The sequence below is a fragment of the Sedimentibacter acidaminivorans genome (assembly GCF_017873955.1).
Classification (GTDB): domain Bacteria; phylum Bacillota; class Clostridia; order Tissierellales; family Sedimentibacteraceae; genus Sedimentibacter; species Sedimentibacter acidaminivorans.
Genome location: NZ_JAGGKS010000011.1, coordinates 1 through 24,438 on the forward strand (window position 1 = coordinate 1; position 24,438 = coordinate 24,438).

The 24,438-nt window shown below is 28.1% G+C and carries 21 protein-coding genes and 1 other annotated feature; of the genes, 1 reads left to right on the forward strand and 20 read right to left on the reverse strand.

The genetic code is table 11. The annotated features are described in order from the left end of the window. Nucleotides 1-345 precede the first annotated feature (345 nt). The 15 genes from J2Z76_RS15185 to J2Z76_RS15255 all read right to left on the reverse strand — a co-directional run bounded on the left by J2Z76_RS15185 (nt 346) and on the right by J2Z76_RS15255 (nt 18,319). Nucleotides 346-1,959 (reverse strand): glycosyl hydrolase family 18 protein, encoded by a 1,614-nt coding sequence (locus tag J2Z76_RS15185; protein WP_209512910.1) that lies wholly within the window; start codon nt 1,957-1,959, stop codon nt 346-348. Nucleotides 1,960-1,979: 20 nt separating this feature from the next. Then, the gene (locus tag J2Z76_RS15190) at nt 1,980-3,125 is read right to left on the reverse strand and encodes a tetratricopeptide repeat protein (protein WP_209512911.1); all 1,146 of its coding nucleotides are present in this window, start codon (nt 3,123-3,125) and stop codon (nt 1,980-1,982) included. After that, nucleotides 3,118-4,839, reverse strand: a complete 1,722-nt coding sequence (locus J2Z76_RS15195; RefSeq protein ID WP_209512912.1) for a B12-binding domain-containing radical SAM protein — start codon at nt 4,837-4,839, stop codon at nt 3,118-3,120. The genes J2Z76_RS15190 and J2Z76_RS15195 overlap by 8 nt, the downstream gene beginning before the upstream one ends. Then, entirely contained in the window at nt 4,836-5,723 is an 888-nt protein-coding gene (locus J2Z76_RS15200) for a hypothetical protein (RefSeq protein ID WP_209512913.1), read from the reverse strand. Before J2Z76_RS15200 ends, J2Z76_RS15195 begins: the two co-directional genes overlap by 4 nt. A gap of 85 nt (nt 5,724-5,808) precedes the next feature. Beyond that, nucleotides 5,809-6,471 (reverse strand): transglycosylase SLT domain-containing protein, encoded by a 663-nt coding sequence (locus tag J2Z76_RS15205; protein WP_209512914.1) that lies wholly within the window; start codon nt 6,469-6,471, stop codon nt 5,809-5,811. Between the two features lie 120 nt (nt 6,472-6,591). After that, on the reverse strand, nt 6,592-8,298 hold the full coding sequence (gene argS / locus J2Z76_RS15210; RefSeq protein ID WP_209512915.1) for an arginine--tRNA ligase: 1,707 nt from the start codon (nt 8,296-8,298) through the stop codon (nt 6,592-6,594). 217 nt (nt 8,299-8,515) lie between these two features. Then, complete coding sequence (locus tag J2Z76_RS15215) at nt 8,516-9,595, reverse strand: GNAT family N-acetyltransferase (RefSeq protein WP_209512916.1); 1,080 nt, start codon at nt 9,593-9,595, stop codon at nt 8,516-8,518. 92 nt (nt 9,596-9,687) lie between these two features. Beyond that, complete coding sequence (locus J2Z76_RS15220) at nt 9,688-10,233, reverse strand: flavodoxin domain-containing protein (RefSeq protein WP_209512917.1); 546 nt, start codon at nt 10,231-10,233, stop codon at nt 9,688-9,690. A gap of 187 nt (nt 10,234-10,420) precedes the next feature. Further along, the gene (locus J2Z76_RS15225; protein WP_209512918.1) at nt 10,421-11,323 is read right to left on the reverse strand and encodes a class I SAM-dependent methyltransferase; all 903 of its coding nucleotides are present in this window, start codon (nt 11,321-11,323) and stop codon (nt 10,421-10,423) included. Nucleotides 11,324-11,328: 5 nt separating this feature from the next. Then, entirely contained in the window at nt 11,329-12,111 is a 783-nt protein-coding gene (locus J2Z76_RS15230) for an EcsC family protein (protein ID WP_209512919.1), read from the reverse strand. Nucleotides 12,112-12,158: 47 nt separating this feature from the next. After that, nucleotides 12,159-12,743, reverse strand: coding sequence for a hypothetical protein (locus J2Z76_RS15235; protein ID WP_209512920.1), 585 nt, complete (start codon nt 12,741-12,743; stop codon nt 12,159-12,161). After that, the gene (locus J2Z76_RS15240; protein ID WP_209512921.1) at nt 12,743-13,636 is read right to left on the reverse strand and encodes a hypothetical protein; all 894 of its coding nucleotides are present in this window, start codon (nt 13,634-13,636) and stop codon (nt 12,743-12,745) included. Before J2Z76_RS15240 ends, J2Z76_RS15235 begins: the two co-directional genes overlap by 1 nt. A gap of 495 nt (nt 13,637-14,131) precedes the next feature. Then, on the reverse strand, nt 14,132-15,409 hold the full coding sequence (gene serS / locus J2Z76_RS15245) for a serine--tRNA ligase (RefSeq protein WP_209512922.1): 1,278 nt from the start codon (nt 15,407-15,409) through the stop codon (nt 14,132-14,134). Nucleotides 15,410-15,459: 50 nt separating this feature from the next. Next, nucleotides 15,460-15,665: a binding site (T-box leader), on the reverse strand. A 403-nt stretch (nt 15,666-16,068) separates the two neighbouring features. Next, nucleotides 16,069-17,670, reverse strand: a complete 1,602-nt coding sequence (locus J2Z76_RS15250; RefSeq protein ID WP_209512923.1) for a prenyltransferase/squalene oxidase repeat-containing protein — start codon at nt 17,668-17,670, stop codon at nt 16,069-16,071. Between the two features lie 67 nt (nt 17,671-17,737). Further along, complete coding sequence (locus J2Z76_RS15255; RefSeq protein WP_209512924.1) at nt 17,738-18,319, reverse strand: hypothetical protein; 582 nt, start codon at nt 18,317-18,319, stop codon at nt 17,738-17,740. Nucleotides 18,320-18,654: 335 nt separating this feature from the next. Between J2Z76_RS15255 and J2Z76_RS15260 the strand changes: the two genes are divergently transcribed. After that, nucleotides 18,655-20,367: an IS1634 family transposase gene (locus J2Z76_RS15260; RefSeq protein ID WP_209512925.1), complete on the forward strand. Its 1,713-nt coding sequence runs from the start codon at nt 18,655-18,657 to the stop codon at nt 20,365-20,367. Nucleotides 20,368-20,561: 194 nt separating this feature from the next. On the opposite strand, the gene J2Z76_RS15265 is transcribed toward J2Z76_RS15260, so the two are convergent. The 5 genes from J2Z76_RS15265 to J2Z76_RS15285 form a co-directional block, all read right to left on the reverse strand. Next, nucleotides 20,562-20,774 (reverse strand): PF20097 family protein, encoded by a 213-nt coding sequence (locus J2Z76_RS15265; RefSeq protein ID WP_209512926.1) that lies wholly within the window; start codon nt 20,772-20,774, stop codon nt 20,562-20,564. Nucleotides 20,775-20,799: 25 nt separating this feature from the next. Continuing rightward, nucleotides 20,800-21,159, reverse strand: coding sequence for a hypothetical protein (locus J2Z76_RS15270; RefSeq protein ID WP_209512927.1), 360 nt, complete (start codon nt 21,157-21,159; stop codon nt 20,800-20,802). A 116-nt stretch (nt 21,160-21,275) separates the two neighbouring features. Then, nucleotides 21,276-22,493, reverse strand: coding sequence for an ABC transporter permease (locus tag J2Z76_RS15275; protein WP_342455058.1), 1,218 nt, complete (start codon nt 22,491-22,493; stop codon nt 21,276-21,278). After that, the gene (locus J2Z76_RS15280) at nt 22,471-23,178 is read right to left on the reverse strand and encodes an ABC transporter ATP-binding protein (protein WP_425347571.1); all 708 of its coding nucleotides are present in this window, start codon (nt 23,176-23,178) and stop codon (nt 22,471-22,473) included. The genes J2Z76_RS15275 and J2Z76_RS15280 overlap by 23 nt, the downstream gene beginning before the upstream one ends. 13 nt (nt 23,179-23,191) lie before the next feature. Then, the gene (locus J2Z76_RS15285; RefSeq protein WP_209512928.1) at nt 23,192-24,433 is read right to left on the reverse strand and encodes an efflux RND transporter periplasmic adaptor subunit; all 1,242 of its coding nucleotides are present in this window, start codon (nt 24,431-24,433) and stop codon (nt 23,192-23,194) included. Nucleotides 24,434-24,438 lie beyond the last annotated feature (5 nt).

The following is a 24,438-nucleotide window of genomic DNA, read 5'->3' on the forward strand; positions in this document are numbered from 1 at the left end:
TTTTTTGTTCAAATTTACTTTAGAACTCTCAAAGGTTTTTCTTATGCTGTTTTATTGTCTATGTGCTGTTTGTTATTTGTTTGTTGCTGTTCTTTTCTTGCGACAGCTTTAATATCTTATCACGCTTGTCGTTATTTGTCAAGAACTTTTTTTATTTATTTTTTTCTGTTTATTTTGTTAACCATCAAGATTAGCTTTGTTAGTCTAACATTATTATCTGTGATTGTCAACATCTTTTTTTTATTTAAAATAACTTTTTTCTTTCTTTTTTTCACTCCATCGCTGAAGTGCTTTTGTATTATAGCTCACTTATTTATCTTTGTCAATGCCTTTTTAATTATTTTTCTATTTTTTATTTTTAAGCAGTTCCCACATCTCATCAGTTCCATATTTAAACGCCCATACCGCATACCCTGAAAGATTATATTTCTTTATAATATCCAATCTATTCACTAATGAAGTTTCATCTTCATTCCATATTGTATACTTTATATCATCAATCATAATTTCACCAAAATTCTGACCTGTTGAATCATCGTAAATAAGATTAATACCCAATTCTTCAATAGCTTTATTAGCAGAACCAATTCTCAAAGCAGTTGACTTTACCTTTTGTTGATTGTCTAAATGCTCCTCCCATAGCCTTGTATAAAAAGGAATGCTTAGCACTATTTTTTCACTTGAAGCATATTCTAATAAATTGTTAACTCCATATTCAACCCAAGGCAATGAAGATACAGATCCTATAACGCCACTTACATTCTCATCATATGCCATTAACATAATATAATCTGAGTATTTTCCCACAACATTTCTATCATAACACAAGGACCAATTTTCTGCATTTGACATTATAGTTATATCGATTGTAAATAATATCCCTTTTTCTTTAGCTTTACAGTACAATTCTTTTACAAATGCAGAAAACACATCTTTATCTTTTAAATGAATATTTTCAAAATCTAAATTTATAGCATCAAAACCCTTATTTAAAGTAATATCTATTATTTTATCAGCTATTTCGCTACGTTTTATACCATTGTTTAATAATTCACTAGTTAAATCCGGGTCAAATCTATTATTAAATACTGCCCATATATCTTTGTTAGAATCTTTAACAAAATTTATATAATCATCATTTGATAAATCTTTAAATTTTTCCTTAGTATCTTCAAGTTCAAACCATGTAGGACCAACAATATCAATAGCATATGGTATATTAAATGGTTCAAATTCTTCAACTTTTATATAAACCAAATCCCAAGCCATTCTAATTTTCTTTCCATTATTTAAAGATTCATATGTATTGTACATTGTTTTTGAAATTGGTCTTATATCAGATAATTTAACATATCCGATGGCATTTTCTTCAGTTCTTGCCAATATCCAACCATTATATTCGTTATTATAAACATAAATAGAATCTTTTATATCTAATTTTTTTAAAGTGATAGCTCTACTTGTAGGACTTGACTTTAATCTAGATTTTTTAACTACTTCATATTCACTTATATCTTCTTCTATAATTACTTTTAAATTATCTATATCCACATACAAACGAAAAACATAATTATCATTAATAAATTTAGAATTAAAATACAATTCATTATTCTCAATTATAATTATTTCGTTTATATTAAATGGAATTTTATTATAGAATGCTTTTTTATTATTATAATTTATAACATCATATTTAAAATCATTAAATATAGATATTTTGTTATAGTTATTATCCCAATAGTAATCTAATAATTCATTTTGTTTTAAATAATTTGCATTTATGTAAATTTGATTATTAGTAAATATATGATTGTATTTATCTTCCTTTATTCCGTCTAAATATATATCTACATTTTTTGTTGTGTCAAATATTGGCTTATCTAAGAGCATCTTAAATACAAATATAAAAGTAACTATCAACAATACAGAAATGAATAATGTTACTATGAGCTTTTTCATTTATCCCCTACCTTTTAAGACTAATAATTTTGTTCTATTTCTAACTTTATACCTAATGCAACCTCGTCATCCGGATTGATTTTCAATGCAGTTGTTATGTCTTCTTTTGCCCTTTCCACTTCATTATTATATAAATGCGCAACTGCTCTGTTACAAAAGATTTCACAATTTCCTGGTTCTATGTTTAAAAGTGTTGTAAATAATTCTGAAGCTTCAGTATATTTTCCCCTGCATATTTTGCATAAACCTAACTCATTTAAAGTTTCTTTTTGATATTGTTCAATTTTTAAAACATTTTCAAAGTATTTTTCAGCTATTTCATATTCTCCTAATGACCTATAGGCAAGTCCAATAAAAAACAAAAGATTCCACCAACCGCTAAAGTCATTAACCAGTGGTAATAATAAATCCAATGCTTCGTTTGGTTGTTCTTTTAATACTAAATTATAACCATTCTCAAAATCAACATAAGGTTCTAACTGTTGAAGTTCATTTCTAATTTCCTCTATTCTAACAACATCTTTATCAAGTTCTTGATGTTTCTTCCAATGCAGTTCGGCTTTTACATACTGCTGTTGTAATTTATAGTAATATCCAAGTTTATAATAAGACAACGCAAATTTATCATTATAATCTAATGCTTTTTCATAGAAAAAATGTGCTTCTTCTAAAAAAAATTGACTTTCATTATCTTTTAATTTTTTATCTGTTGCTTTTTTTTCAAGAACTGAAGCATAAATAAAACAATTTTTATCATCTTCATTTATATTTATTAAAGCATTTCCATATATAACTGAATCATCTAAATTTCCTTCATCTAAATTATTTATACAATGAATAATGTAAGGCTGCAAATCGAAACAAAGCAATTCTAACATTTTTCTATACTCATACAAATATTCGAAGTCTTTATCTGATCCTTGTACATATATTATACCATCTATAATATTACTAAGTGATATACCTGCTTTTTCAACTTCATTTTCTCTTCTTATATCTTCTAATAACTTACCAGCTCTTACTGGAACCGGCAGCTCACTAGATGTAATATATTCAAATTCTTTAAATTTAATAGAAACTCCCTTTTTTAATGTTACAAAAAAAATATCATCCTTCTTATTATTAAAATACTTATTAAAAAATTCATCTTTTTTATTTTTATTCATGGTTGTACTCCTCTATTATATAATTAATGTTATAAGCTCTACATCTATTGAAAATATTTTTTTTATTTTTATAAATAAACATAGTTGCATCACCATTTATTTCAACAATTCTAAAACTATTTAAAATTCTATCGTTCTTTCCAGCATTTTCAAAGTATTTTTCCCTAATTTTCTCGTCATTTGCTATAAACCTTTTAATTGTCTTGAATTTTTCTTCCGACTCCTTGTCTAAAAACGCAGGTAAATCTTCTTGATGATTATTAAAAACATAATCATACCTTAAACTATTTACAAAATCCTCTGTTAAAAATCCTATAGAATCAATGTAGTTATATAAAATTTGATATAATTTTTTTCTACTGTGGGAAACTTTATATAAATTACTTTTTTTCCAATATTCACTAAACAACTCATAAAATTCGAATGGTGAACTATTGTATATATTTTCCATTATATAATCTAAAGATTTTTCAAAGTATTTTTCATTATAATATCTATCAACTAATTCTTCAACTTTTTTAAGTTTCAATATTTCTTCTAAACTGATATACTTTGTACAAATAACCTCATAAGGTGCTTTTTCTCTATATTTAATATTATGTTTATACTTATCAAAGTAAATCTTTGTTCCTTTCAACACCTTTAAAAACCCAAGCTGTATTTTTTCTGTATTTAATCTATAAATACCATCAAAAGACTTTTTAAATGATTTATAGTTCTCAAATGGCAACCCTGCAATTAAATCCAAATGAATATGAATATTATTATTTTCTCCAATTTTCCCTATAACATTATTAAGTTTTTCTATACTCATATGCCTATTTATTTCACGTAATGTATCGCTATTTAGAGACTGAACACCTATTTCAAACTGAAACATATTAATTGGCATATTACTTAAGAATTTTAGAAATTCATCATTCATTATATCAGCAGTTATTTCAAAATGAATTGTCATGTGATTTAAATTATGTTCTACTATGAAATTCATTATCTCCATGGACCTTTTATAATCTACATTAAATGTTCTGTCAATAAATTTGATTTGTCTCGCTTTTGTTGCTAAAAGTGTTTTTAAATCACTTTTAACTCTTTGAATAGAGAAATTTCTAGTTTTTTTATCTATTGAGGACATACAAAAACTACAATTAAATGGACAACCTCTTGATGATTCGTAGTATATTATTTTATCATCAAAGCTTTCATTTTCATCGTATGGATATTTTATTGTATCAAGATTATCAATCAATTCTCTAGCTCCATTAACTATTACAACGTCATTTTCCCTATAAGCAAGCCCTTTTATATTACCTATTTCAGGTTTATCCGAATTAATTTCTTTGATAAATTCTCTAAATGTCAGTTCCCCTTCTCCACAAACTATATAATCAACATAGCTTTCTTCTTTCATGAATTTTTCAGTTTCATATGATACCTCTGGTCCACCAAGAAGTATTTTAATCCCTAGAGTCGAACTTTTCAATATATAGGCTATTTCTTTTATGTACTCTATGTTCCAGATATAGCATGAAAAACATATAATTTGAGCATTTGCATCAAGTATCTCCCCTAGTATATAATCAAGTTGCTGATTTATTGTAAATTCTTTTATTTCTAAATCAAAGCCATCATCACTACAAAATTTCTTTAGATATCTAACAGCTAGATTTGCGTGTATGTATTTTGAATCAAGTGTAACTAACAAAGCTTTCATATATTCACCTTTAACAATCCCAATTTATTTTTTAATATTATTTGTGAAGATTCCCTTTTTAACAATATACACTTTCCCAATAAAGGATGTACAAAAGAAGAATTACTTAAATATTTTTTAAAATCAATTAATTCTTCTTGAGAATATTTAAGTTTTTCCGGACTAACTGTTCCATTTCTAAGCTTTTGAATGTATACTGCAAAATTGTTTAATACAACTTCATTGCCCTTATCTACCATTTTACAAGACATGCATTTATTAAATATATGCTGTAATGATTTAAATTTTAATATGTATATTTCACAAAACAAATTACTCTTTGATAATAGCTTTACTCTTTCTTTTTCAAATTCTATTATAGCTTCCTTGTTTATTTGCATATTAATTTTATTTAAATATAAATCTTTAAATGAAAATCTTATAAGTCTATCTTTAGTTTTATTTATTATTAAATCTATATCAAATACTTCTGAATAGAAGTATTCATAAATAACTGAGGATAAAATTATCGCACTTAATATTGTGTTTTTATTATGAGAATATAACAACACAATTTTCAACACCTCATCTATTAATGTTTCCCAATCTGTATTTGATATTGCAATAGGTAATATTTTATATTCCAAAAGAAAATCTTCAATTTCCGATGGTTTACTATTATTGAAGTAATAACTTATAGTTTCATCATTTCCATTTTTGTAATAACGAAATATTTCCATCTCGCTTTTGTATCTATTTATATCTAATCCACAGCCGATTTTATTTTCAAACGGCAATAAAGACTTGGTTGTTAATATAAACAACTGAAATTCTAAACCAGCAAACTTTTCTAAAATGCTATCTTCATAGCAATAATTCAATAAGTTATATATCTTTGATAGCATTTACCCCATTGCCTCCTCTTTTTCTATTTTTAACTTTTAACTCATAAAAATAGAACCAACAGTGTATGTTGATTCTATTATACAATTATTTCATTAAACTTTCAAACTCTTCTTTAAATTCATAAGCATATTTTAAGACTTTTACTGAATAATCGCTCATTGCAGGATTTTTATACGGAGATTTACCTTCATTAATATAATCTACCAATCCTTGTTTACCTCTATTATATGCTGTAAGAGATTTATTTATATCTTTTTCATATAAATTATACAAATATGAAAGTTGTGTAATTGTGAGCTCAATATTATACTCAGGATTAAAAAGTTTCTCTGGGTCATATTCATATCCCAAATTTTGAGCTACAGGTATTGCAGTATTTTCCATAAGCTGTCCTAGACCTCGTTCTCCAGATAAACCAACCGCATAAGGATCAAAGTTGCTTTCTGTCTTTAAAACTCCAAGAACTATAAACAGGTCTATATGATTGTTTCTACTCCCTTTAATTATTAATTCACATTCATCTTCAGATAGTTGGGTAAGACTTGAAATATATTCCTTTAAATCTTGTTCATTTAAATATAACTCTCTCAAATCATTTACAACTGACTCTATTTTTATTGTTTGTGTTGATTTATTAGCTGCAACATAGAAGTCCTCCGCATCTGCTGTAAGAACCATGCTTAGCATCATGAAATATGAACTAAAACAAATAACAAATAGAATTACTAAGTATTTTTTACATCTCATTTCATCACCCTTTTATGTTTGTACTTAAATTATATTTTCATTTAATTATGGGGTCAACGGTGAAAAAAAAGATGTTTTGTTGCATTTTGTCGTGTTTTAGATCTTTTTAATATAATTTATTTACATTTTTTCAGGTGCATCCATGCCAAGAAGACCAAGGGCTGTTTTTATTACAGTATTTACAGTTTGTGTTAATAATAATCTTGCTTTCTTAACGTTAGCATCTTCTACTATAATTGGACATTCATGATAAAATCTATTAAATTCTTGAGCTAAACTAACTACATATCTTGTAATAAAGAAAGGCTCATATTTATCATGTGAACCTAAAACCGCAGCTTTAAATCCTTCCAACTTCTTTATTACATTAAATGCTTCTTTATCAGTTAAAACTGAGAAATCAACATCATCGTCTATTTCTATATCCGCTCTTTTAAGTAAGCTACATGTTCTTGCATATGAATATTGAACATAAGGTCCAGTTTCTCCTTCGAAACTTAAAGTTTTATCCCAAGAGAACATATAATCTTTAATCCTGTTATTGAATAATTCTTGGAATATTACTGCTCCTATACCTACTTGTTTTGCAACTTCTTCTCTATTATCAATGTCAGGATTTCTATCACTAATTATTTCAGTTGTTTTTTCAATAGCTTTTTTCAAAACATCTTCTAAAAATACAACTCTTCCCTTACGAGTTGCAAGAGCACCATCTTCTAAACTTACAGTACCAAACATAACATGAACACAATCATCTGCCCATTCATATCCCATAAGTTCTATTATTTTTCTCCACTGATCAAAGTGTAGCTTTTGAGGAGCTCCAACCACATATATATTTTTATAAAAATCATATGTCTTTTTCCTGTACATTGCAGCAGCGATATCTCTTGTTACATAAAGAGTTGATCCGTCACTTTTTTGTATCAATGCATCAGTTAAGCCATATTCAGATAGTTCAACTATTTTTGCACCTTCTGAATCCTTTAGCAATTGTTTATCTTCTAGCTCTGAAATAACATCTGCCATTTTATCAGAATAAAAGCTTTCTCCTGCAAGTGAATCATATTTAATTCCAAACATTTCATAAACTCTATTAAATTCTTTTAAACTTACTTCTCTGAACCAAGACCATAGCTTATGTGCTTCTTCATTTCCATTTTCTAATTCTTTAAACCAGTATCTAGCTTCTTCTTGATATTCAGGATGTGTTTCTATTTCTTGATTATATCTAACATATAATTTTAATAGTTCAGGTATTGGGTCTTTTTCTATAGCTTCTACAATTTCAGGTGTACCCCACTTTTTGTAAGCAGATATTAGCATGCCAAATTGTGTACCATAATCACCTAGATGATTTATAGCTACTGTATTATAACCCATATAAGTATAAATTTTATGAATTGAATTACCTATTAATGTAGATCTAATATGACCTATATGAAAAGGCTTTGCAATATTAGGAGATGAAAACTCGACTATAACAGTTTTTCCTTCACCTACATTTGTGCTTCCAAATTTATCTTTTTCCGCATATGCTTGCTTTAATATCTTTTCTGCAAAATGTTTTTTATCAACGAAAAAATTAACATATGGCCCAGCATTTTCAACCTTCTCAAAGCCTTCTACTTGACCTATTTTTTCTGAGAGGTCTTTTGCTATCATTGCAGGTGCTTTTCTATATTTTTTTGAAAATTTAAAACATGGTACTGCATAATCACCCATATCTGAATTAGGTGGAACCTCTATCATTTGGATAGCTTCATCTATAGTAATTTCATCATCTAAAGATGTAAATATCTCCGCAACTTTTTGTTTAAAGTCCATTTATTCTCCTCCAATTATTTTGATTGTTATATATAATAGTCCTAAACTGTTATATTCTGTAATTATTGTTGATAATTATAATATCACAGCATAATTTCAATGTCAAACAAAAACATTGTTACTGAGCTGTTTTATACATGGTTCAGAATGGAACTTAATTTATAATCAAAAGCGCTGGGATTATTAATATCCCAACGCTTTAAAATTTTTATTTCATTTATAAATCCAGTTCTGTTTCTCCATCACCCTGTGTTATATGCCATTTTTCATGTCCAGTAATTTCTTCTAAAGTAAGTTTATCTGAAAGCACATTTGCAATCATCATATTATTTTTAGGAGGTTTTCTTGTTACCATGAAACCATTCTTCAACAATACATTTTTATAATTGCCATATAAACCAGACCCTACAACTACATACTCAAGTCCATTATCATAGCAATATTTTGAAACGCCATTAGATAGTGCTTCTATGTATCTTACATTGGTTGGATCTGTAAAAAATTCAACAGCCGAAGTCATTTTAGAACCATTTGCTTTCGAATTGTGAAGTATTGCAAACCCAATTATTTCATCATTAAGCTTCATTAAAATTGTAACATAATTAACATCTGGTCTTAAATTATATCTATAGTTTAAATATTTATAATCCCTTACTAATAACACTTTATATTTATCTTTATATTTATCCCAACAAGTTTGAATACCTTCAGGAACACTATTTAATATTTCAAATTTAATTTCTTTATCCATTTTAGCTTTTAGTTTATTTTTCATATACATTACATACATGGAATTCGCACATGATGATAAAAATCCAATTTTTATTCTTCGCTTAAGAATATTTGTTATTAAGATAGGCTTTACATATGCTTCCTTCTCAAACAAAGTTGGCCACCCAAATCTTAGATAAGCAGGATATGATTGGTCATTTGCAAGACCTATAACTACATCAACACCATCTTCTAATCCTCTTTCGCATGAATTCTGAGTCATTTTTCTGAAAATACCTTGCTTTTTATAATCAGGATGTGTCATTGACTTAACAGAATGAGCCGCTAGCAATGTTTTTCCATTAACATAAAGCTCGTTAGGAATTAGTCCATCACAGCCAATGACCTTATCACCTTCTTTTAATATGTACATCATATTTCCCGTTTTATTATATGGGTTCTTATCGAAAAGCCATTCATACATTTCCTTTTTACAATTTGTTCCTTCACCAAAAGATAGTACAGATAATTCCTCAAACCCTTCAAAATCTTTATTTATATCTAATCTAACAATTTCTCTTTCCATAGCAACTCCTTAATATAGTTCTTGCTTCATTTGTTTATTATTTGCATTTTTGTTTTTAATTATAATATATATGGTAGGAAAATCAAAAGTAATTATTTATTATAAAGATTCTCAACAAATTGTACTAATGGCTCTATTGTATTAATATCCGTAAAGTCAACTTTATCTCCATATGTATCTAACATCATTTTATCCTCATCTGTTAATTCTTCTTCCTTTTTCTTAGAAACAATTTTTTTCATCATAGCCATCATAGGTTTATGTACAAAACTAAGTTTCTTGTAATCAATACCACCACGCATGTGGAAAAATTGGATATTATTACTCATTTCTTCTGCAAAATTTTTTTCAATAATTGGTATAAATATTTCTTTGTCATCCGTTGATGCAAGTCCTACAGTAAAAACAATTAAATTCTTATCTTTTATGCTTTGATAATTCTTTGTTATAAGTGATATTCCATTAATGCCACTTGCATAAAGTCCTCCACCAAATATTATTGTATCATATTCATTTAATTTATCCGGTTTTATATCAGAACATTCAAATAATTCTGCATTTAACCTGTCACTTATACTTTCTGCATATTTTTTTGTACTACCGTATTTTGATTTATATACAACTACTATTTTGTTCATGAATAAATCCTCCCAATAAAATAATTATCTAAATTTTACTAGATTTTTACACTTTTTTCAAGGAAATAATTATAAAATATTATTTGAAAATAATCATATTGTTTAAAATTTATTTTTATTTCAGATTTTATTAAACTAAGTGTTATAGGTAACTTTTAAATAAGTATGTCTATATAAAATAAATATATCATCTTATTACTGTAATAATAGTCTTTGTAAATTCAGAATTTATAAAACTACGATTAACTAAATATTTGTCATGAGGAAGTAAATCTTCTATGAACGGAACAGAAGGTGCATATATCCAAGAACCGCCAATTAATAATGATTTCAATATTTTCATGTATGTTTGTGCGTATACTATGTCAACCTTATCATTTTGTAAATAATGATTTATAAAATGGTTACTAAAAGATAGGTTTGAAACTATCGTACCCCATTTTTGTTGTCCGTAATTAAACTCTAGCCAATTATTCTTAACATAGTAATTTTCAGTTTTATGTAGTCTGTCTATTCCATAAGCCTCTAGATTATTATTTCTTAAAAATTCAACTAAATATCCATATTCACCACAACCAATATCTAATATTGGTTCTCTTAAATCATTAATTTCTATTCCTAATAAATCTATTTGAAATTGTGCTGAATACTCCGCACATACAAAGGTTTTTGCAATAATATCGTTATTTCTATTTAACTTATGTATGGTAGGATTTGTTTTTTTTATTAATGACTGTATTCTTTCGTAATGACGTTCTTCAATTTGTTCAAAAAGTAATTGTTGATTACTTATATCTTGCAACAGCAATTCAAAAATTTTTCTAATTTCCAAGTAATCTTTTTTTTGAAAATCAATATATTGATTTGTGCTGTAAAAAGTATTTTGAAATTTATTAACGTAAAACTGTATCAAATACTCTTTGTCAATTATAGATAGTTTTTGAATTTCTTTTATGCTCGATAAAATGCTTTCTTTCGTTACTTCGTTAAAACACAATGGATTACTTTTAATACAAAATATATTTTTCAAAGAATTATATTGCATTTGTTCATGTATGATTGTTAAATATTTGTCAAGAATGTCATTCATAGATATTATCCTTTCATTTTTAAATACCTTTTCTTGTACTTGATTGAACTATACTTGCTTATTTTGCTAATAATTTTATAATTTGTTATACTTCCAATCACACCAACAACAGGTATACCTTGAACGAATTTAGAAGTTAGCATTGAATTAGACAGTATCTTAGATGTAATTGATATTTCTTTATCTAAATCATAATCAAAATTTATGTGGTTATCTATTTTATATGCAATTTTATTAACATTAGAATTGTATTTTTGTTGAACTTCACCTTTTGTTAGAGCAGCATTAATTATATTTAAAATATATACTTTTTCTTCATCCAATTCATATAAATATCCATAGCTTAATGAAATTTCATAAATGGTTTTTAGAATCATTGCAGTAAATATTGGAATATCAGGTAACCCCATTCCCAATAATCCTAATCCAGCTCCTTCTAATGTAGAAATTGATGTGTTTAAAAACTTACTTTTTTGTGCTTGCTTATCCATTTTTTTAATTGTTCTGTTATTTACATTGCTAGATATTTTATAATCATTAAAATTGTGTTCAAAGTGAATTTTGTTCTTATTATAAAGTTTTTCAATAAACTTTGTACCTTTTTCAAATATTAGTTGAAAAGCTTTATTAAATGCATTATCTAATGTAGTTTTTAAGTTTTTTGGCACTTTTGATTCAACTTTATTCACTAATGGCTCTAATTTTTCTTCAATAATACCTTGTTTTTTATTTAAAATCTTATTTTCCTTTTTATCTAATTTATTTAAATGCTTATTAATTTTGTTCATGGTTTAATACCCTCATACCCTCATATTCTTATATGCTTAATTTAAAATCAAAGTTCATTTAAATCCCCACTAAAGTCTTTTCTAATTCCACTAATTATTGTAGCAAAATATATTTGTACTAGGAGTACATAAATTGAAGTAATAGCCATATAAACTCCGCTAGAAATATTAAAAGATATAGAAATTAGTATTATTCCTATAAGAAGTAGCAAAGTATAACTTCTCTGTGACTTTACTAATAACTCAGCTTGGAGTTTTTGTGCTCTATTTAAATATAAATTAATAGTTCCAGAAAGAATATGAAACGCCATATATAAACTAAATATACTAGATAAAACAGATAATCCTATATCAATTATAATTTTATATTGATATCCGCTACTATTTCCTATAATTTCACCCGAACCTATAAAATTAAATATAGATAGTAATAACGTATACAAAAAAAGTAAATTTGCCGTTTTATGAGCTATTCTAAAACTTTTGGTTTCAAACTCATTTACTATTGCCACTAATCCTGAACCAATTATAAAATAACCTAAAAAATCTGGCAAAATATTTATAGGACCAATGTTAATGTTAAACAAGACAATTAAAAAACCCCAAAATACTTTTCTATATCCTTGTTCCATTATTTCACCCCTCTATACTTTAGAAAATCTCCAATACCTTTTTCCGAAAGAAATATTTCTATAGGATAATAATCTAAATTATGAATTGTTTCATATCCTTTATTACCCTCTGAATCCGTGACTAATATTCTTTTTTGAATATCGTAAACATTATATTTTCGAGTATCTTTTGTATTATATAAAAATGTATTATTAAAAACCAACGAGTCATCAGAATTTAATTTTAATGGAAAATTTATATCTTCAATTTTAACACCGTTTAATGTCAATTCCATAAATCCATTTGCTTCTCCATCTAAATTAGATTCAATACTATCTATAACAACATCTTTAATTGGCGTCATTACACTTGTTGAAGTAAAGTCATTAGAAGATGAAGAGCTAGATGTTTCTAAAAAGTCATAATAATTCATATTTTTATGAAGCACTATTTTTCCTATATCAACTTCTTGTTCATCTCCATTATTAAGTACAATAACGGCTTTATTTAGAATAATACTTTCTTCATTACTTTCTTCATTACCTTCTTCAGAGTAATTTATATCATTATATCGAAACTCTATCACTAGCTCATTATACATATAATGTGCAAATTCTTCAGTTCTGTAATAACCATTATTAAAACCATTACTAAAATCATTTAAAAAAACAGATGCAAATTCATTAGGCATCTCAGGGAATTTTATTTCTATTATTTTTCTATTATCTGCTGTGTTTTTAATGAAATGAATATTCATATACGAACCATCATGTATATCTCTTTCATAGTAGTGTTTTAAAAATACAAATTCATCTAAAGAAAATTGCATGTAATAAACAGTACTTATTATAAAGCATAACATAACAATTATTAATCCATATTTTAAAATTAAATTGTTTTTTTCATTACTCATATAGTTTATTCTCCCGTTTATGCATCAATATTAATAAATATTAGTAAATTGCTAGTTGTTATATAATTCGTTGAAAATCAAGTGTTCTTATAGATAATTTATATTAATTATTTTAAAAAAAGTACGTTTTATCTAAATTCAATCACTTTCATGCTTTAAAATAAATATAAATATTAATATTTATTCATCTGATATATTAAATATATTTATATACTCTATATAGCATATCATATGAATATGTATTGTATTTTAATTCTCTATATTCTAAATATAGTGAATTATAAATATTTCTGTTTTATTATAATTCAAATTATGCTTAACAATAGTATTCTATCAGGATTTTCATTAGCTATATAATTTTTTGATTCACTGAAATATATACAAAGATTACAATAAACAAAGAAATAAAATCTGTGTAAACATTCCAGTGTTCATTTTATATTAGGTAGAAATAACTGTCTCATTAATCTTATTTCTAATAAATATTATTCATGACTATTTAATTATAGACTTTCCGCCCATGTATGGTCGCAAAATAACTGGTATATTTACAGAACCATCTTCATTTAAATTATTTTCTAAAAATGCTATTAGCATCCTCGGAGGTGCAACTACTGTATTATTTAATGTATGAGCAAAATATTTACCATTTTCTCCATCAACACGTATTTTTAATCGTCGTGCTTGTGCATCTCCTAAATTAGAACAGCTACCTACTTCGAAGTATTTTTTCTGTCTTGGTGACCATGCTTCTACGTCAATTGATTTTACTTTTAAATCAGCCAAATCTCCAGAACAGCACTCCAATGTTCTAACTGGTATATCTAGTGTTCTAAATAAATCTACAGTGTTTTGCCACAATTTATCAAACCAAATATTGCTTTCCTCAGGCTTACAAACCACTATCATCTCTTGCTTTTCAAATTGATGAATTCTGTATACTCCTCTTTCCTCAATTCCATGAGCCCCTTTTTCCTTTCTAAAACAAGGAGAATAACTGGTTAATGATTGAGGTAGAGATGATTCAGGTAAAATTGTATCTATAAACTTACCAATCATTGAATGCTCGCTAGTTCCAATCAAGTATAAATCTTCACCTTCTATTTTATACATCATTGCATCCATTTCTGCAAAACTCATAACTCCTGTTACAACATCACTACGAATCATAAAAGGAGGAATACAATATGTAAATCCACGGTCAATCATAAAATCCCTAGCATAAGATATAACTGCAGAATGTAGTCTGGCGATATCACCCATTAGATAATAAAATCCATTTCCAGCAACCTTTCTGGCACTATCTAAATCTAATCCATCAAATTTATTCATTATATCAGCATGATAAGGTATTTCAAAATCTGGAACTACAGGTTCTCCATAACGTTGAACTTCAACATTTTCACTGTCATCTTTTCCTATAGGTACACTAGGATCAATTATGTTTGGAATAGTCATCATAATAGATTTTATCCTAGTTTCTAATTCACTTTCTCTTGTTTCTAACTTTGATAAAAGTTCAGAATCCTCCAAAACTTTTTTCTTCATTTCTTCAGCTTCATCTTTTTTACCTTGAGCCATTAATCCGCCGATTTGCTTAGAAATCTTGTTTCTCCCTGCTCTCAGTGCATCTGCCTTTTGCTTTGTCTCTCTGTTTTCAACATCCAATTGAATTACCTCATCTACTAAAGGTAACTTTTTATCCTGAAATTTATTAGTTATATTTTGTTTTACTATTTCAGGATTTTCTCTTACAAATTTTAAATCTAACATTTATTAATCCTCCAAAATTTTATTTTAAAATAAAAAAATTCCTTCATCTACTATGGGACGAAAGAATCCGTGTTGCCACCCAAATTGCTAACTATTAAAAAAGCTAACCACTCGAAAAGTATTATAAAGGTTACCAACCCTCGATATCTATTACCGATAGCTCCAAAAGTGGAAAGATTTAACCTTTCACCGATTCACACCATCCATCGGCTCTCTGTAGAAATTTATAAATCGTAGCTTTTATCAACGCAATTATTTTATTAACATATTTTGTGTTATTATATACTATTTTATACAAATTAACAAGTTAAAAATAAAATTAAAATTTGTATTGACTTTCATTAAAACTTCACCATCATACATATTAATACCCCCTGAACAGCATCCTGCCTCAGGGGGCTATATTATTTTATTCTTCTACTGGTTCATAACCAACTACTGTCCAAGTACCTGTTGCATCTTCTTTAATTAAACGTTTAAGATAAACCTTGTTTATTAGGGATTGGTCGTTATTAACTTCAACTTCAATATCAAAAGAACCTCAATCATTGCTGGATTAGATGGTATTTCGCTTGTTTTTGGCATCTGAATAATACTCTCTATTTCTTGTTTTTAAAAATTTTTCTATAGTTTTATCGTTTTCTCATATTGCTCAACATCTAAGTAAGATGTTCAATTATCCAAGAAGCTCTGAAATAGGTCTCAAATGTGTTAGATGTATGTTCTTGAATTTCTCTTACTCCTCCGCCGTCCAACTTCATATTTTCGACAAATTCAAGTATACTCATTTTATGTTCATTGGTCACTTGCAGATCATCGTATATTAATAATGCAAAATATGTGGCAGTAATGGAAGATTGTCTGTATTCTGATGAAGCACAGTAACCCCCATCAGCTGAATTATAGAAACTATCACATAGATTGATAATTTTATTGTTGTCAACTTCAATACCATAATACTTAAGCAATTGTAATAAGTAGTATAGTTCATCTAGTCTACCAACCTGGTTTAAATCCACATCGTAAATTGATTTATACTCGTATTTCTGACCGGATATGTCACTCAATGCATGAAAGTAATACAGCTCCTCAAAGGACATCTTATCCTGTTGGTAGCTGTCTGCCAATGTTTGAAATGCCGAGCTTATATCAACAGTATTTTCAGCGTTTAATGTTTCATACACCATATAATAATAGTATAGGTCGGAAATGCTACGATAAGATTGAGGCTGTGTCCTTTTCGCATACGCCAAGACCTTTTTAGCATCATAAGAGAAAGAATGCAGATCCGACAATTGAGTACCATAATACAATGTTCTAATACTCTGCCAGAAAGGGCAAAGATACAGCTTATATTCGAAAAATGATTTTATTGAAGGGTCGTCTACTTCAATATCATTGTGAGAAAGAATCGTATAAACTTCATATTTCGTTTGTATATCTAGTCCCGCATAGTATTCTTTAAAATCATAAACAGTGAGTATTATACCACTATTAGCAGTCCCCGAAATATTCAACTGGTCTTCAATCTGAAGCATTTTCATAATAGTTGTACTTAATACTGAGATATTATTGAGATCGATACTCGATACTAATGCCTGAAGTCTATTATCTATACTGTTATACCTCTGGACAATTATGTCATGTTCTATTTGACCACTTAATAGCATTATCTCGATGCAATCAAGGTCTTTTACCAATTCAAGAAATTCAGTGGCTGAATCGTTAAATGTTGACTCAACCAGTTCAACTAAGTCATTGAAATTGTCATCTTTAAAGTTAAAATTGACAGAAGCTTTGATTAGTAAAGCTGCCTTTGCCGCAACATCTTCTTCATTCGTATTTAGTAGTAGCTCACGAGTCAACCTAGATATCTGTTCATCGTATACTGATGGTTCAGATATGATATTATGGTTATATCGATATAGTTCGCTACATAGATAGACAACATATTCCTCTCCATACTGGTCAATATCAGATTGGTAATAATATTGATTATCCATAGAAGATAAATCATCAATTATTTCATCGGCATTTATTGTCATATTTACAGCTTCTGATGATTTGATGTTCCATACCAGATTGTAAAGACTGAAAGTATCAATGCTAAAATCACGTTCTGCAAAATATGCAAGTATATCATCTTCATAATAGCGATATTTTATCCAATCACTAAACGTATCGCTTTCATTAGCGGTGTAATAGTCACATCCGGACAAAAAAAATAGCATAATTGCTAAGATAACAAATATTTTTTTCATTTTCTCACCCTTTTTGATATAGTTTAGGAGAGGTCTCCTCTTGAGACCTCTCCATTTAGTCCGACAATCAAGCACTGGATCCATCTGAACAACTGATAGTTTTGTTTGTAGAGCCGTACGTGAATGTAGTGTCTACTGTATGAGAAAGATAAACGATAAGCCCGTTCATTTCGATGTTCTCATATTCATGAGAAAGGTACCAATGATCTTCAATTTTGGAAGTAAAAGTTATTTTTCCAGTGGTTATGCTTCCATCCCATCCATCTCCGTTAAAACCAGTGAGACCAGTAGCAGCAAGGGTATCTTTCATAGTGATTTTATCAATATCATAGGGATCATCTCCTCCCCAAAATGATATTGAGGTACCCTTTGCAGTATAAGTTAATCCAAGATTACTTCCCTTGATGTACGTATCAAAAGTAATATGTACCTCGTCATTTAGGAATTCTGCATCATAGTTGTCACTCAAGTAGATATCTACCAAATAGTAAGGAACAATTTTAGGCGGTCCTACGTACTTGACGTCCGACTCAATAGTACTTACTTTGTCTGTTGAATCCTGGTATATGATGACAGTATCTGCAAATGCCGATACAGACATTGAAGCTAACATAGCTATTCCAAGAACAAGACTAATTATTTTCTTCATTGTATATTCCTCCCTTTTATTTTTTGTTTGTAAGAACACAAATTGTTAAGCGAGGGCCTCTCTTATGACTTATGCCTTACGTCAACACCAGCACATCATAATCGTTTGATGTAGATGCTTTATCATGAGTATACCATAAACAAGCTTTAATGTCAATAATTGTTTTTGTTGGTAAATAATTACTATAATTGATTTGTGACAGGGCTTTGACAGTTGAAGAATAAAAAATCGATAAAGTCATTGGAAAGACTTTATTTTTTTTGTCAAATTTTATATTTTTATGTTGCGTTCGGTAGCGTGTTATGTTATAATATAAGGGATTGGAGGGATTTGTTATGAGGTTAAAAATATCAAAATCAAAAAATTCTACATCTCTTTATGTTATAAAAACTATATATGTAGATGGAAAAGAATATACAAAAACGGTTGAAAAATTAGGTACAGTTGCTGATTTAGAAAAAAAATTAAAAGGTCAAGATCCTATTGAATGGGCAAAACAATATGTTGCAGAACTTAATGAAAAAGAAAAAGAAGCAACACTAGATGTTGTCGTGAAATACTCACCAATAAAAAAGATAAATAAAGATGAACAAAATTCTTATAATGCGGGATATTTGTTTCTCCAACAAATTTATCATGATCTTAAGCTACGTAAAATATGCAATGAAATATCAAGGAATTACAAATTTGGTTTTTATTTAAACTCAATTCTTTCTAGGTTAATTTATGGAAGAATTATTTACCCTTCTTCTAAACTTGCTACATATCAACTTTCTAAAAACTTTATTGAACAACCCAATTTCGATTTGCATCAGATATATAGGGCGCTTGAAATCATTGCTAAAGAAACAGATTATATTCAATCCTCTCTATATAATAATAGTTTGAAAATTTCAAAAAGAAATACTGGTATTCTTTACTATGACTGTACAAATTATTTTTTTGAAATTGAGCAGGAAGACGGATTAAAAAAATATGGTGTATCAAAAGAACACAGACCTAATCCAATAGTTCAAATGGGACTTTTTATGGATGGGGATGGCATCCCTTTAGCTTTTAGCATAAATAAAGGCAATACCAATGAACAGGTTACCTTGACACCTTTGGAAGAACAAATTCTTTCAGATTTTAATGTTTCTAAATTTGTTGTATGTACGGATGCAGGGCTTGCGTCTACTGATAATCGAAAATTTAATAATATTGGAGGAAGAGCTTTTATCACAACCCAATCTGTCAAGAAATTAAAGAAACATCTTAAGAAATGGGCCCTAGATACAAATGACTGGCATCTATCGGATAAGAATAAAGTTTATGATATTTCAAATCTTGATGAAGAAAAGTACAAGGATAAAATTTTTTACAAAGAACGTTGGATCAAAGAAGATGGACTGGAACAAAAGTTAATAGTTACTTATTCTATCAAATACAAAAACTATCAGCGTTTAATTCGCAATAATCAGATTGAACGTGCTAAAAAGGTAATTAACACAAATCCTACAAAGCTTAAAAAATGCAATTCTAATGATTACAAAAGGTTTATCACTAAAACGCATTGCACCTCCGAAGGTGAAATTGCTGAAAAGGAATTATTAAGTATTGATACAAATTTAATTGTAGAAGAAGAAGTATTTGATGGGTTTTATGCTGTATGCACTAATCTTGAGGATGATGCTTCCCGAATAGCTGAAATCAACAGAAGACGATGGGAAATCGAAGAGTGCTTTAGAATTATGAAAAGCGAATTTAAAGCAAGACCAGTATATTTAAGTCGTGATGACAGAATAATTGCACATTTTACTACATGTTTTATTTCACTAATTATATACCGTCTACTTGAAAAAAGATTAGGTGAAAAATATACTTGTCATGAAATTGTAAAGTGTTTGAAAAACATGAATCTTTATGAAGTAAAAGGTGAAGGATATGTACCTACATATACTAGGACTGATTTAACAGATGACTTACATGAAATATTTGGTTTTCATACAGACTATCAAATTACAAAAATAAAAGATATGAAAAAAATTTTAAAGTTAACAAAAAAATAAAAAAGTACGCATTTTTTAATATATAATTAAATCCATGAAACTCTTTGTATAAGAGAGTTTCATGGATTTCTATTTTAATTAACTGTCAAAGATGAGATTATATACTATTTTATACAAATTAACAAGTTAAAAAAATTAAAATTCAACTATTAAAGTTAAAATAATTCTAAGTTTGTTATAGTTAATTAAAAAGATTACGGTATTTCATTTAAATCAATAATAATTTTGTTGCAATTTTTACATCTATAGCATAATACCTTTGGACTTGAGCTTAATACCTCCCCACCAAATACTGTAAATTTTTCGATAAGGTTCATGTTTTTTTCGTGCCATTTAAAAGAATACCTTCCACTATCAATAAATCCTTCTATTAAATCTGTGTTACAATATGGACATTCCAATTTCATAATCTCCCCCTATTTTAGATAATTTTTATATATTTTTTTTTGAGTAATACCAAACCCTGTAAAATTTAGTATATTGCTTTGAGGTCATAGTAATACTTTTACCATTACCCTCAAATAAATAAGCTGAACCAAATTGTTCTATAAACTTAACGCTATTTTCTTTCTCAATAAAGCCAAACAATTCATTCTTATTATTAGATTTTGTAAGATAAGTAATAGGGTTATTATTAATTTTTACATAATTGTTTGAAACATTTAATTGAATAATTCCTTTGAAAATCGGTAGTGGATTACCCTCTTGAAATATGACATCCTTGTTTACTAACGTAAATATAATTAGTATAATAACTGCAATCAATATAAAATATTTCTTCTTAATTTTCATAAATCGACCTCAAATATTAATTTTTATATTTAACCTTCCCCTAAATTTGAAAAGCATTAGTAATTTGGTTACAAATGCTTTGTTAAATAATAATAAATTATACCTAAAATAGATAGTTACTCATACCTTAATGATTCGATTGGATCTGCCTTTGCTGCTTTCTTTGCAGGATAATAGCCAAAAAATACACCTATAATCATTGAAAATATAACTGCAATTATAATGGAAGAAGGGTTAACAACTATGGGAATGGATATAATTGCCCCTCCAATCATAACTAATCCTATACCAAGGGCTGTTCCAACTATTCCTCCAAGGGCAGAAAGAGCAGCAGATTCAATTATAAATTGGAACAAAACATCATTGGTTCTTGCTCCAAGAGCTTTTTTAATTCCTATCTCCCTAGTTCTTTCTGTAACGGAAACAAGCATGATGTTCATAATTCCAATTCCACCTACTAGTAATGATATTGCTGCTATGGCAGCTACCGCTAAAGACATTCCTCCTAAAACACCATCTACTGATGCCTGGTCTTCCTGAGCAGTATAAAACATGTAATTTTCTTTTTCCCTATGTTTTAAATTTGCCACATATGATAGAAATTCATCTCCAACAGAATCGACTGAATATTTTTCATTTACGAATATATCTAATCCACTAGAACCATAGCTGCTTGGATAAGGCATTGTATATGGTATATAACTCTCCTCATATCTGCTTGGTCCTTGAAGGAGAGCTAATATTGGTGACTGCTCCTTTTTATATACTCCGATAATTAACAAATCTTCTAAATTATTATTTATTTTCACTCTTATAGTTTTACCTATAACATTTTCTATACCAAATAAGCTAACTGCAGCATTTTGTTCTAATACTACTGACTTGCTTTTTCTGTCTATATCATTTTGATTAATCATTCTTCCGTAAAGCATTTTAATATCTTGAACCTTGTCAAAACCTGCATTGATACAGTCCATACTAAGCTTAATAGTTTTTTTATTTACAGTAACATCGCTTTGTACTGATTCAGATGGGCATAAGTAAGATAACTTATCACCAAATCTTTCTTCAAGAAGTTCCAAATCTTCATCATAAAAAAAATCTGTGGATCTCACTTCATCCATTCTATACATATATAAATAAGCACGATTTTTTCCTATGCCTTTGTATATATCATTCATTGCACCCTTCATGCTGTCTCCTATAGAAACTATTGCTATTACAGAACTTATGCCTATAATAATTCCCAACATAGTAAGTAAAGAACGCATTTTATTTGATAAAATAGATTGAAACGCTATTTTAATATTCTCAAGCCAAATTATTTTGAACACCTTCTTTCCTTCTGTCTTCAATAATGATACCATCTTTAAAAACTATAACTCTATCTGCATATTCTGCTATATCAGGCTCGTGTGTTACTAATATAATACTATTGCCTTCCTTATGAAGATTAGTGAAAAGTTCCATAATTTCTATAGAAGATTGTGTATCTAAATTTCCTGTAGGTTCGTCTGCCAAAATAATTGGAGGATTGTTTGCCATGGCTCTAGCTATGGCAACCCTCTGCTTTTGTCCACCAGACAACTCATTTGGAAGGTGATGAATTCTATCAGTAAGTCCTACCTTTCCTAACAGTTCTAATGACCTCTGCTTCCTTTGAGATGGTTTGGTTTTAGCGTATATCATGGGAAGTTCAACGTTTTTAAACACACTTGTACGTGGTATCAAATTAAATGCTTGAAATACAAAACCAATTTTTTTATTTCTAATAAGGGACAGCTCATCGGTATTTTGTTTACTTATTGATATACCATCTAATAAATACTGTCCGTCTGTTGGTTTATCTAAACAGCCTAAAATATTCATAAGAGTTGATTTACCTGAGCCAGAATGGCCCATAATTGCTATAAATTCCCCATAACCTATTTCAAGATTGACATTCTTTAGGGCGTGGACTTCTACCGAACCTGCCTTATAGATTTTATTTAAATTTTTTATGCTTATCATTTTATCCATTATTATACCTTCGCTATTCCATTTCATTTTCATTAGGTGTGACAATCATACCTTCTGTAAACGTAATATCCGGGTTAACTACAACTTTCATTCCCTCTGTTAATTCCGTACCTTTTATTTCGGTTTCAAGATCAGTTTCAAGTCCAATTTCTACTGATATAGATTTAAGTGAATTGTCGTCATTTAAGATATATATTTTATATGATGAGTTTTCATCTTGAACTAATGCTCCTGATGGAATTGCAAATACATTCTCAGCTTTTGCAACCTTAATTTTGGCAGTAGCAAGTACTCCTGCAATTAGGTTAGCAGGTTTTTCTGTTACATTAATTAAAACAGGTATAACCCTTTCCATTGAATTAGCTTCTTTTTGTTCTGCTGTAGGTGAGATCCTTGCTACTATACCTTTTGCAGAATCTTCGCTCAATACATCTGAATATATATCTACATCTTGCTCGGGTTTAATTTTATTAATATCAAATTCACTTATATATACTTTCATTTGAAGTTTATCTAAATTTTCAACTACAAACATTGCTTTTTCATCTTCTGTATCTTTTGCATATCTACCTAAATTAACATTTACTCTTGTAACAGTTCCATCTATAGGACTTTTAATATAAACCTTTTCTAAGTTTTCCTTTTTTTGATCTAACTCGTATTTCTGAATTTCCATGCGTTTTTCTTCTGCAGAAGGCAATACAATTTTACCATTTACTACATTATAACTTTCTATGGCTTTTTTTGCTTCTAACAGACTATTTTTAATTTTCTCAAAAGATTCTTCTGTTATTATTTCATTTTCTAATAATTCTTTGTTTTGATTATAATCTTTTTCAAGTTCTTCTATTTGTAATATACTTTTATCATATTCTATTTGCATTGTTCTAAGCTTTTCTTGCTGCTCTAGTTTCATCAATTCAATCTGGTTTTCTGCTTCTATAATATCCTTTTTTAACTCTTCACTATCTAATATAGCTAACACTTGATCTTTTGAAACAATATCTCCTTCTTTAACCTTTATATCTACGATTTCATAATTTAAAGGGGATACTACCTCAGCTTTTTCAATTCCATCTAGTGTAGATTTCACAGATATAATTTTCTCAATTGATTTATTACTTAATTCAATCAAATTTACAGATGTAAAAGTTTCTTTTGAATTCTTCTTTTTCACACCTATAAAAACTATTACCACAATGAACAATAGTATAAAAGTAATTATAAGCTTCTTTTTTTTAAATATTTTTTTCATTTTCC

Excerpts from the sequence above, each read along its gene's own strand:
- J2Z76_RS15185 (WP_209512910.1), bottom strand. The coding sequence starts at position 1,959 with ATGAAAAAGCTCATAGTAACATTATTCATTTCTGTATTGTTGATAGTT.
- J2Z76_RS15190 (WP_209512911.1), bottom strand. The coding sequence starts at position 3,125 with ATGAATAAAAATAAAAAAGATGAATTTTTTAATAAGTATTTTAATAAT.
- J2Z76_RS15195 (WP_209512912.1), bottom strand. The coding sequence starts at position 4,839 with ATGAAAGCTTTGTTAGTTACACTTGATTCAAAATACATACACGCAAAT.
- J2Z76_RS15200 (WP_209512913.1), bottom strand. The coding sequence starts at position 5,723 with ATGCTATCAAAGATATATAACTTATTGAATTATTGCTATGAAGATAGC.
- J2Z76_RS15205 (WP_209512914.1), bottom strand. The coding sequence starts at position 6,471 with ATGAGATGTAAAAAATACTTAGTAATTCTATTTGTTATTTGTTTTAGT.
- argS (WP_209512915.1), bottom strand. The coding sequence starts at position 8,298 with ATGGACTTTAAACAAAAAGTTGCGGAGATATTTACATCTTTAGATGAT.
- J2Z76_RS15215 (WP_209512916.1), bottom strand. The coding sequence starts at position 9,595 with ATGGAAAGAGAAATTGTTAGATTAGATATAAATAAAGATTTTGAAGGG.
- J2Z76_RS15220 (WP_209512917.1), bottom strand. The coding sequence starts at position 10,233 with ATGAACAAAATAGTAGTTGTATATAAATCAAAATACGGTAGTACAAAA.
- J2Z76_RS15225 (WP_209512918.1), bottom strand. The coding sequence starts at position 11,323 with ATGAATGACATTCTTGACAAATATTTAACAATCATACATGAACAAATG.
- J2Z76_RS15230 (WP_209512919.1), bottom strand. The coding sequence starts at position 12,111 with ATGAACAAAATTAATAAGCATTTAAATAAATTAGATAAAAAGGAAAAT.
- J2Z76_RS15235 (WP_209512920.1), bottom strand. The coding sequence starts at position 12,743 with ATGGAACAAGGATATAGAAAAGTATTTTGGGGTTTTTTAATTGTCTTG.
- J2Z76_RS15240 (WP_209512921.1), bottom strand. The coding sequence starts at position 13,636 with ATGAGTAATGAAAAAAACAATTTAATTTTAAAATATGGATTAATAATT.
- serS (WP_209512922.1), bottom strand. The coding sequence starts at position 15,409 with ATGTTAGATTTAAAATTTGTAAGAGAAAATCCTGAAATAGTAAAACAA.
- J2Z76_RS15250 (WP_209512923.1), bottom strand. The coding sequence starts at position 17,670 with ATGAAAAAAATATTTGTTATCTTAGCAATTATGCTATTTTTTTTGTCC.
- J2Z76_RS15255 (WP_209512924.1), bottom strand. The coding sequence starts at position 18,319 with ATGAAGAAAATAATTAGTCTTGTTCTTGGAATAGCTATGTTAGCTTCA.
- J2Z76_RS15260 (WP_209512925.1), top strand. The coding sequence starts at position 18,655 with ATGAGGTTAAAAATATCAAAATCAAAAAATTCTACATCTCTTTATGTT.
- J2Z76_RS15265 (WP_209512926.1), bottom strand. The coding sequence starts at position 20,774 with ATGAAATTGGAATGTCCATATTGTAACACAGATTTAATAGAAGGATTT.
- J2Z76_RS15270 (WP_209512927.1), bottom strand. The coding sequence starts at position 21,159 with ATGAAAATTAAGAAGAAATATTTTATATTGATTGCAGTTATTATACTA.
- J2Z76_RS15280 (WP_425347571.1), bottom strand. The coding sequence starts at position 23,178 with ATGGATAAAATGATAAGCATAAAAAATTTAAATAAAATCTATAAGGCA.
- J2Z76_RS15285 (WP_209512928.1), bottom strand. The coding sequence starts at position 24,433 with ATGAAAAAAATATTTAAAAAAAAGAAGCTTATAATTACTTTTATACTA.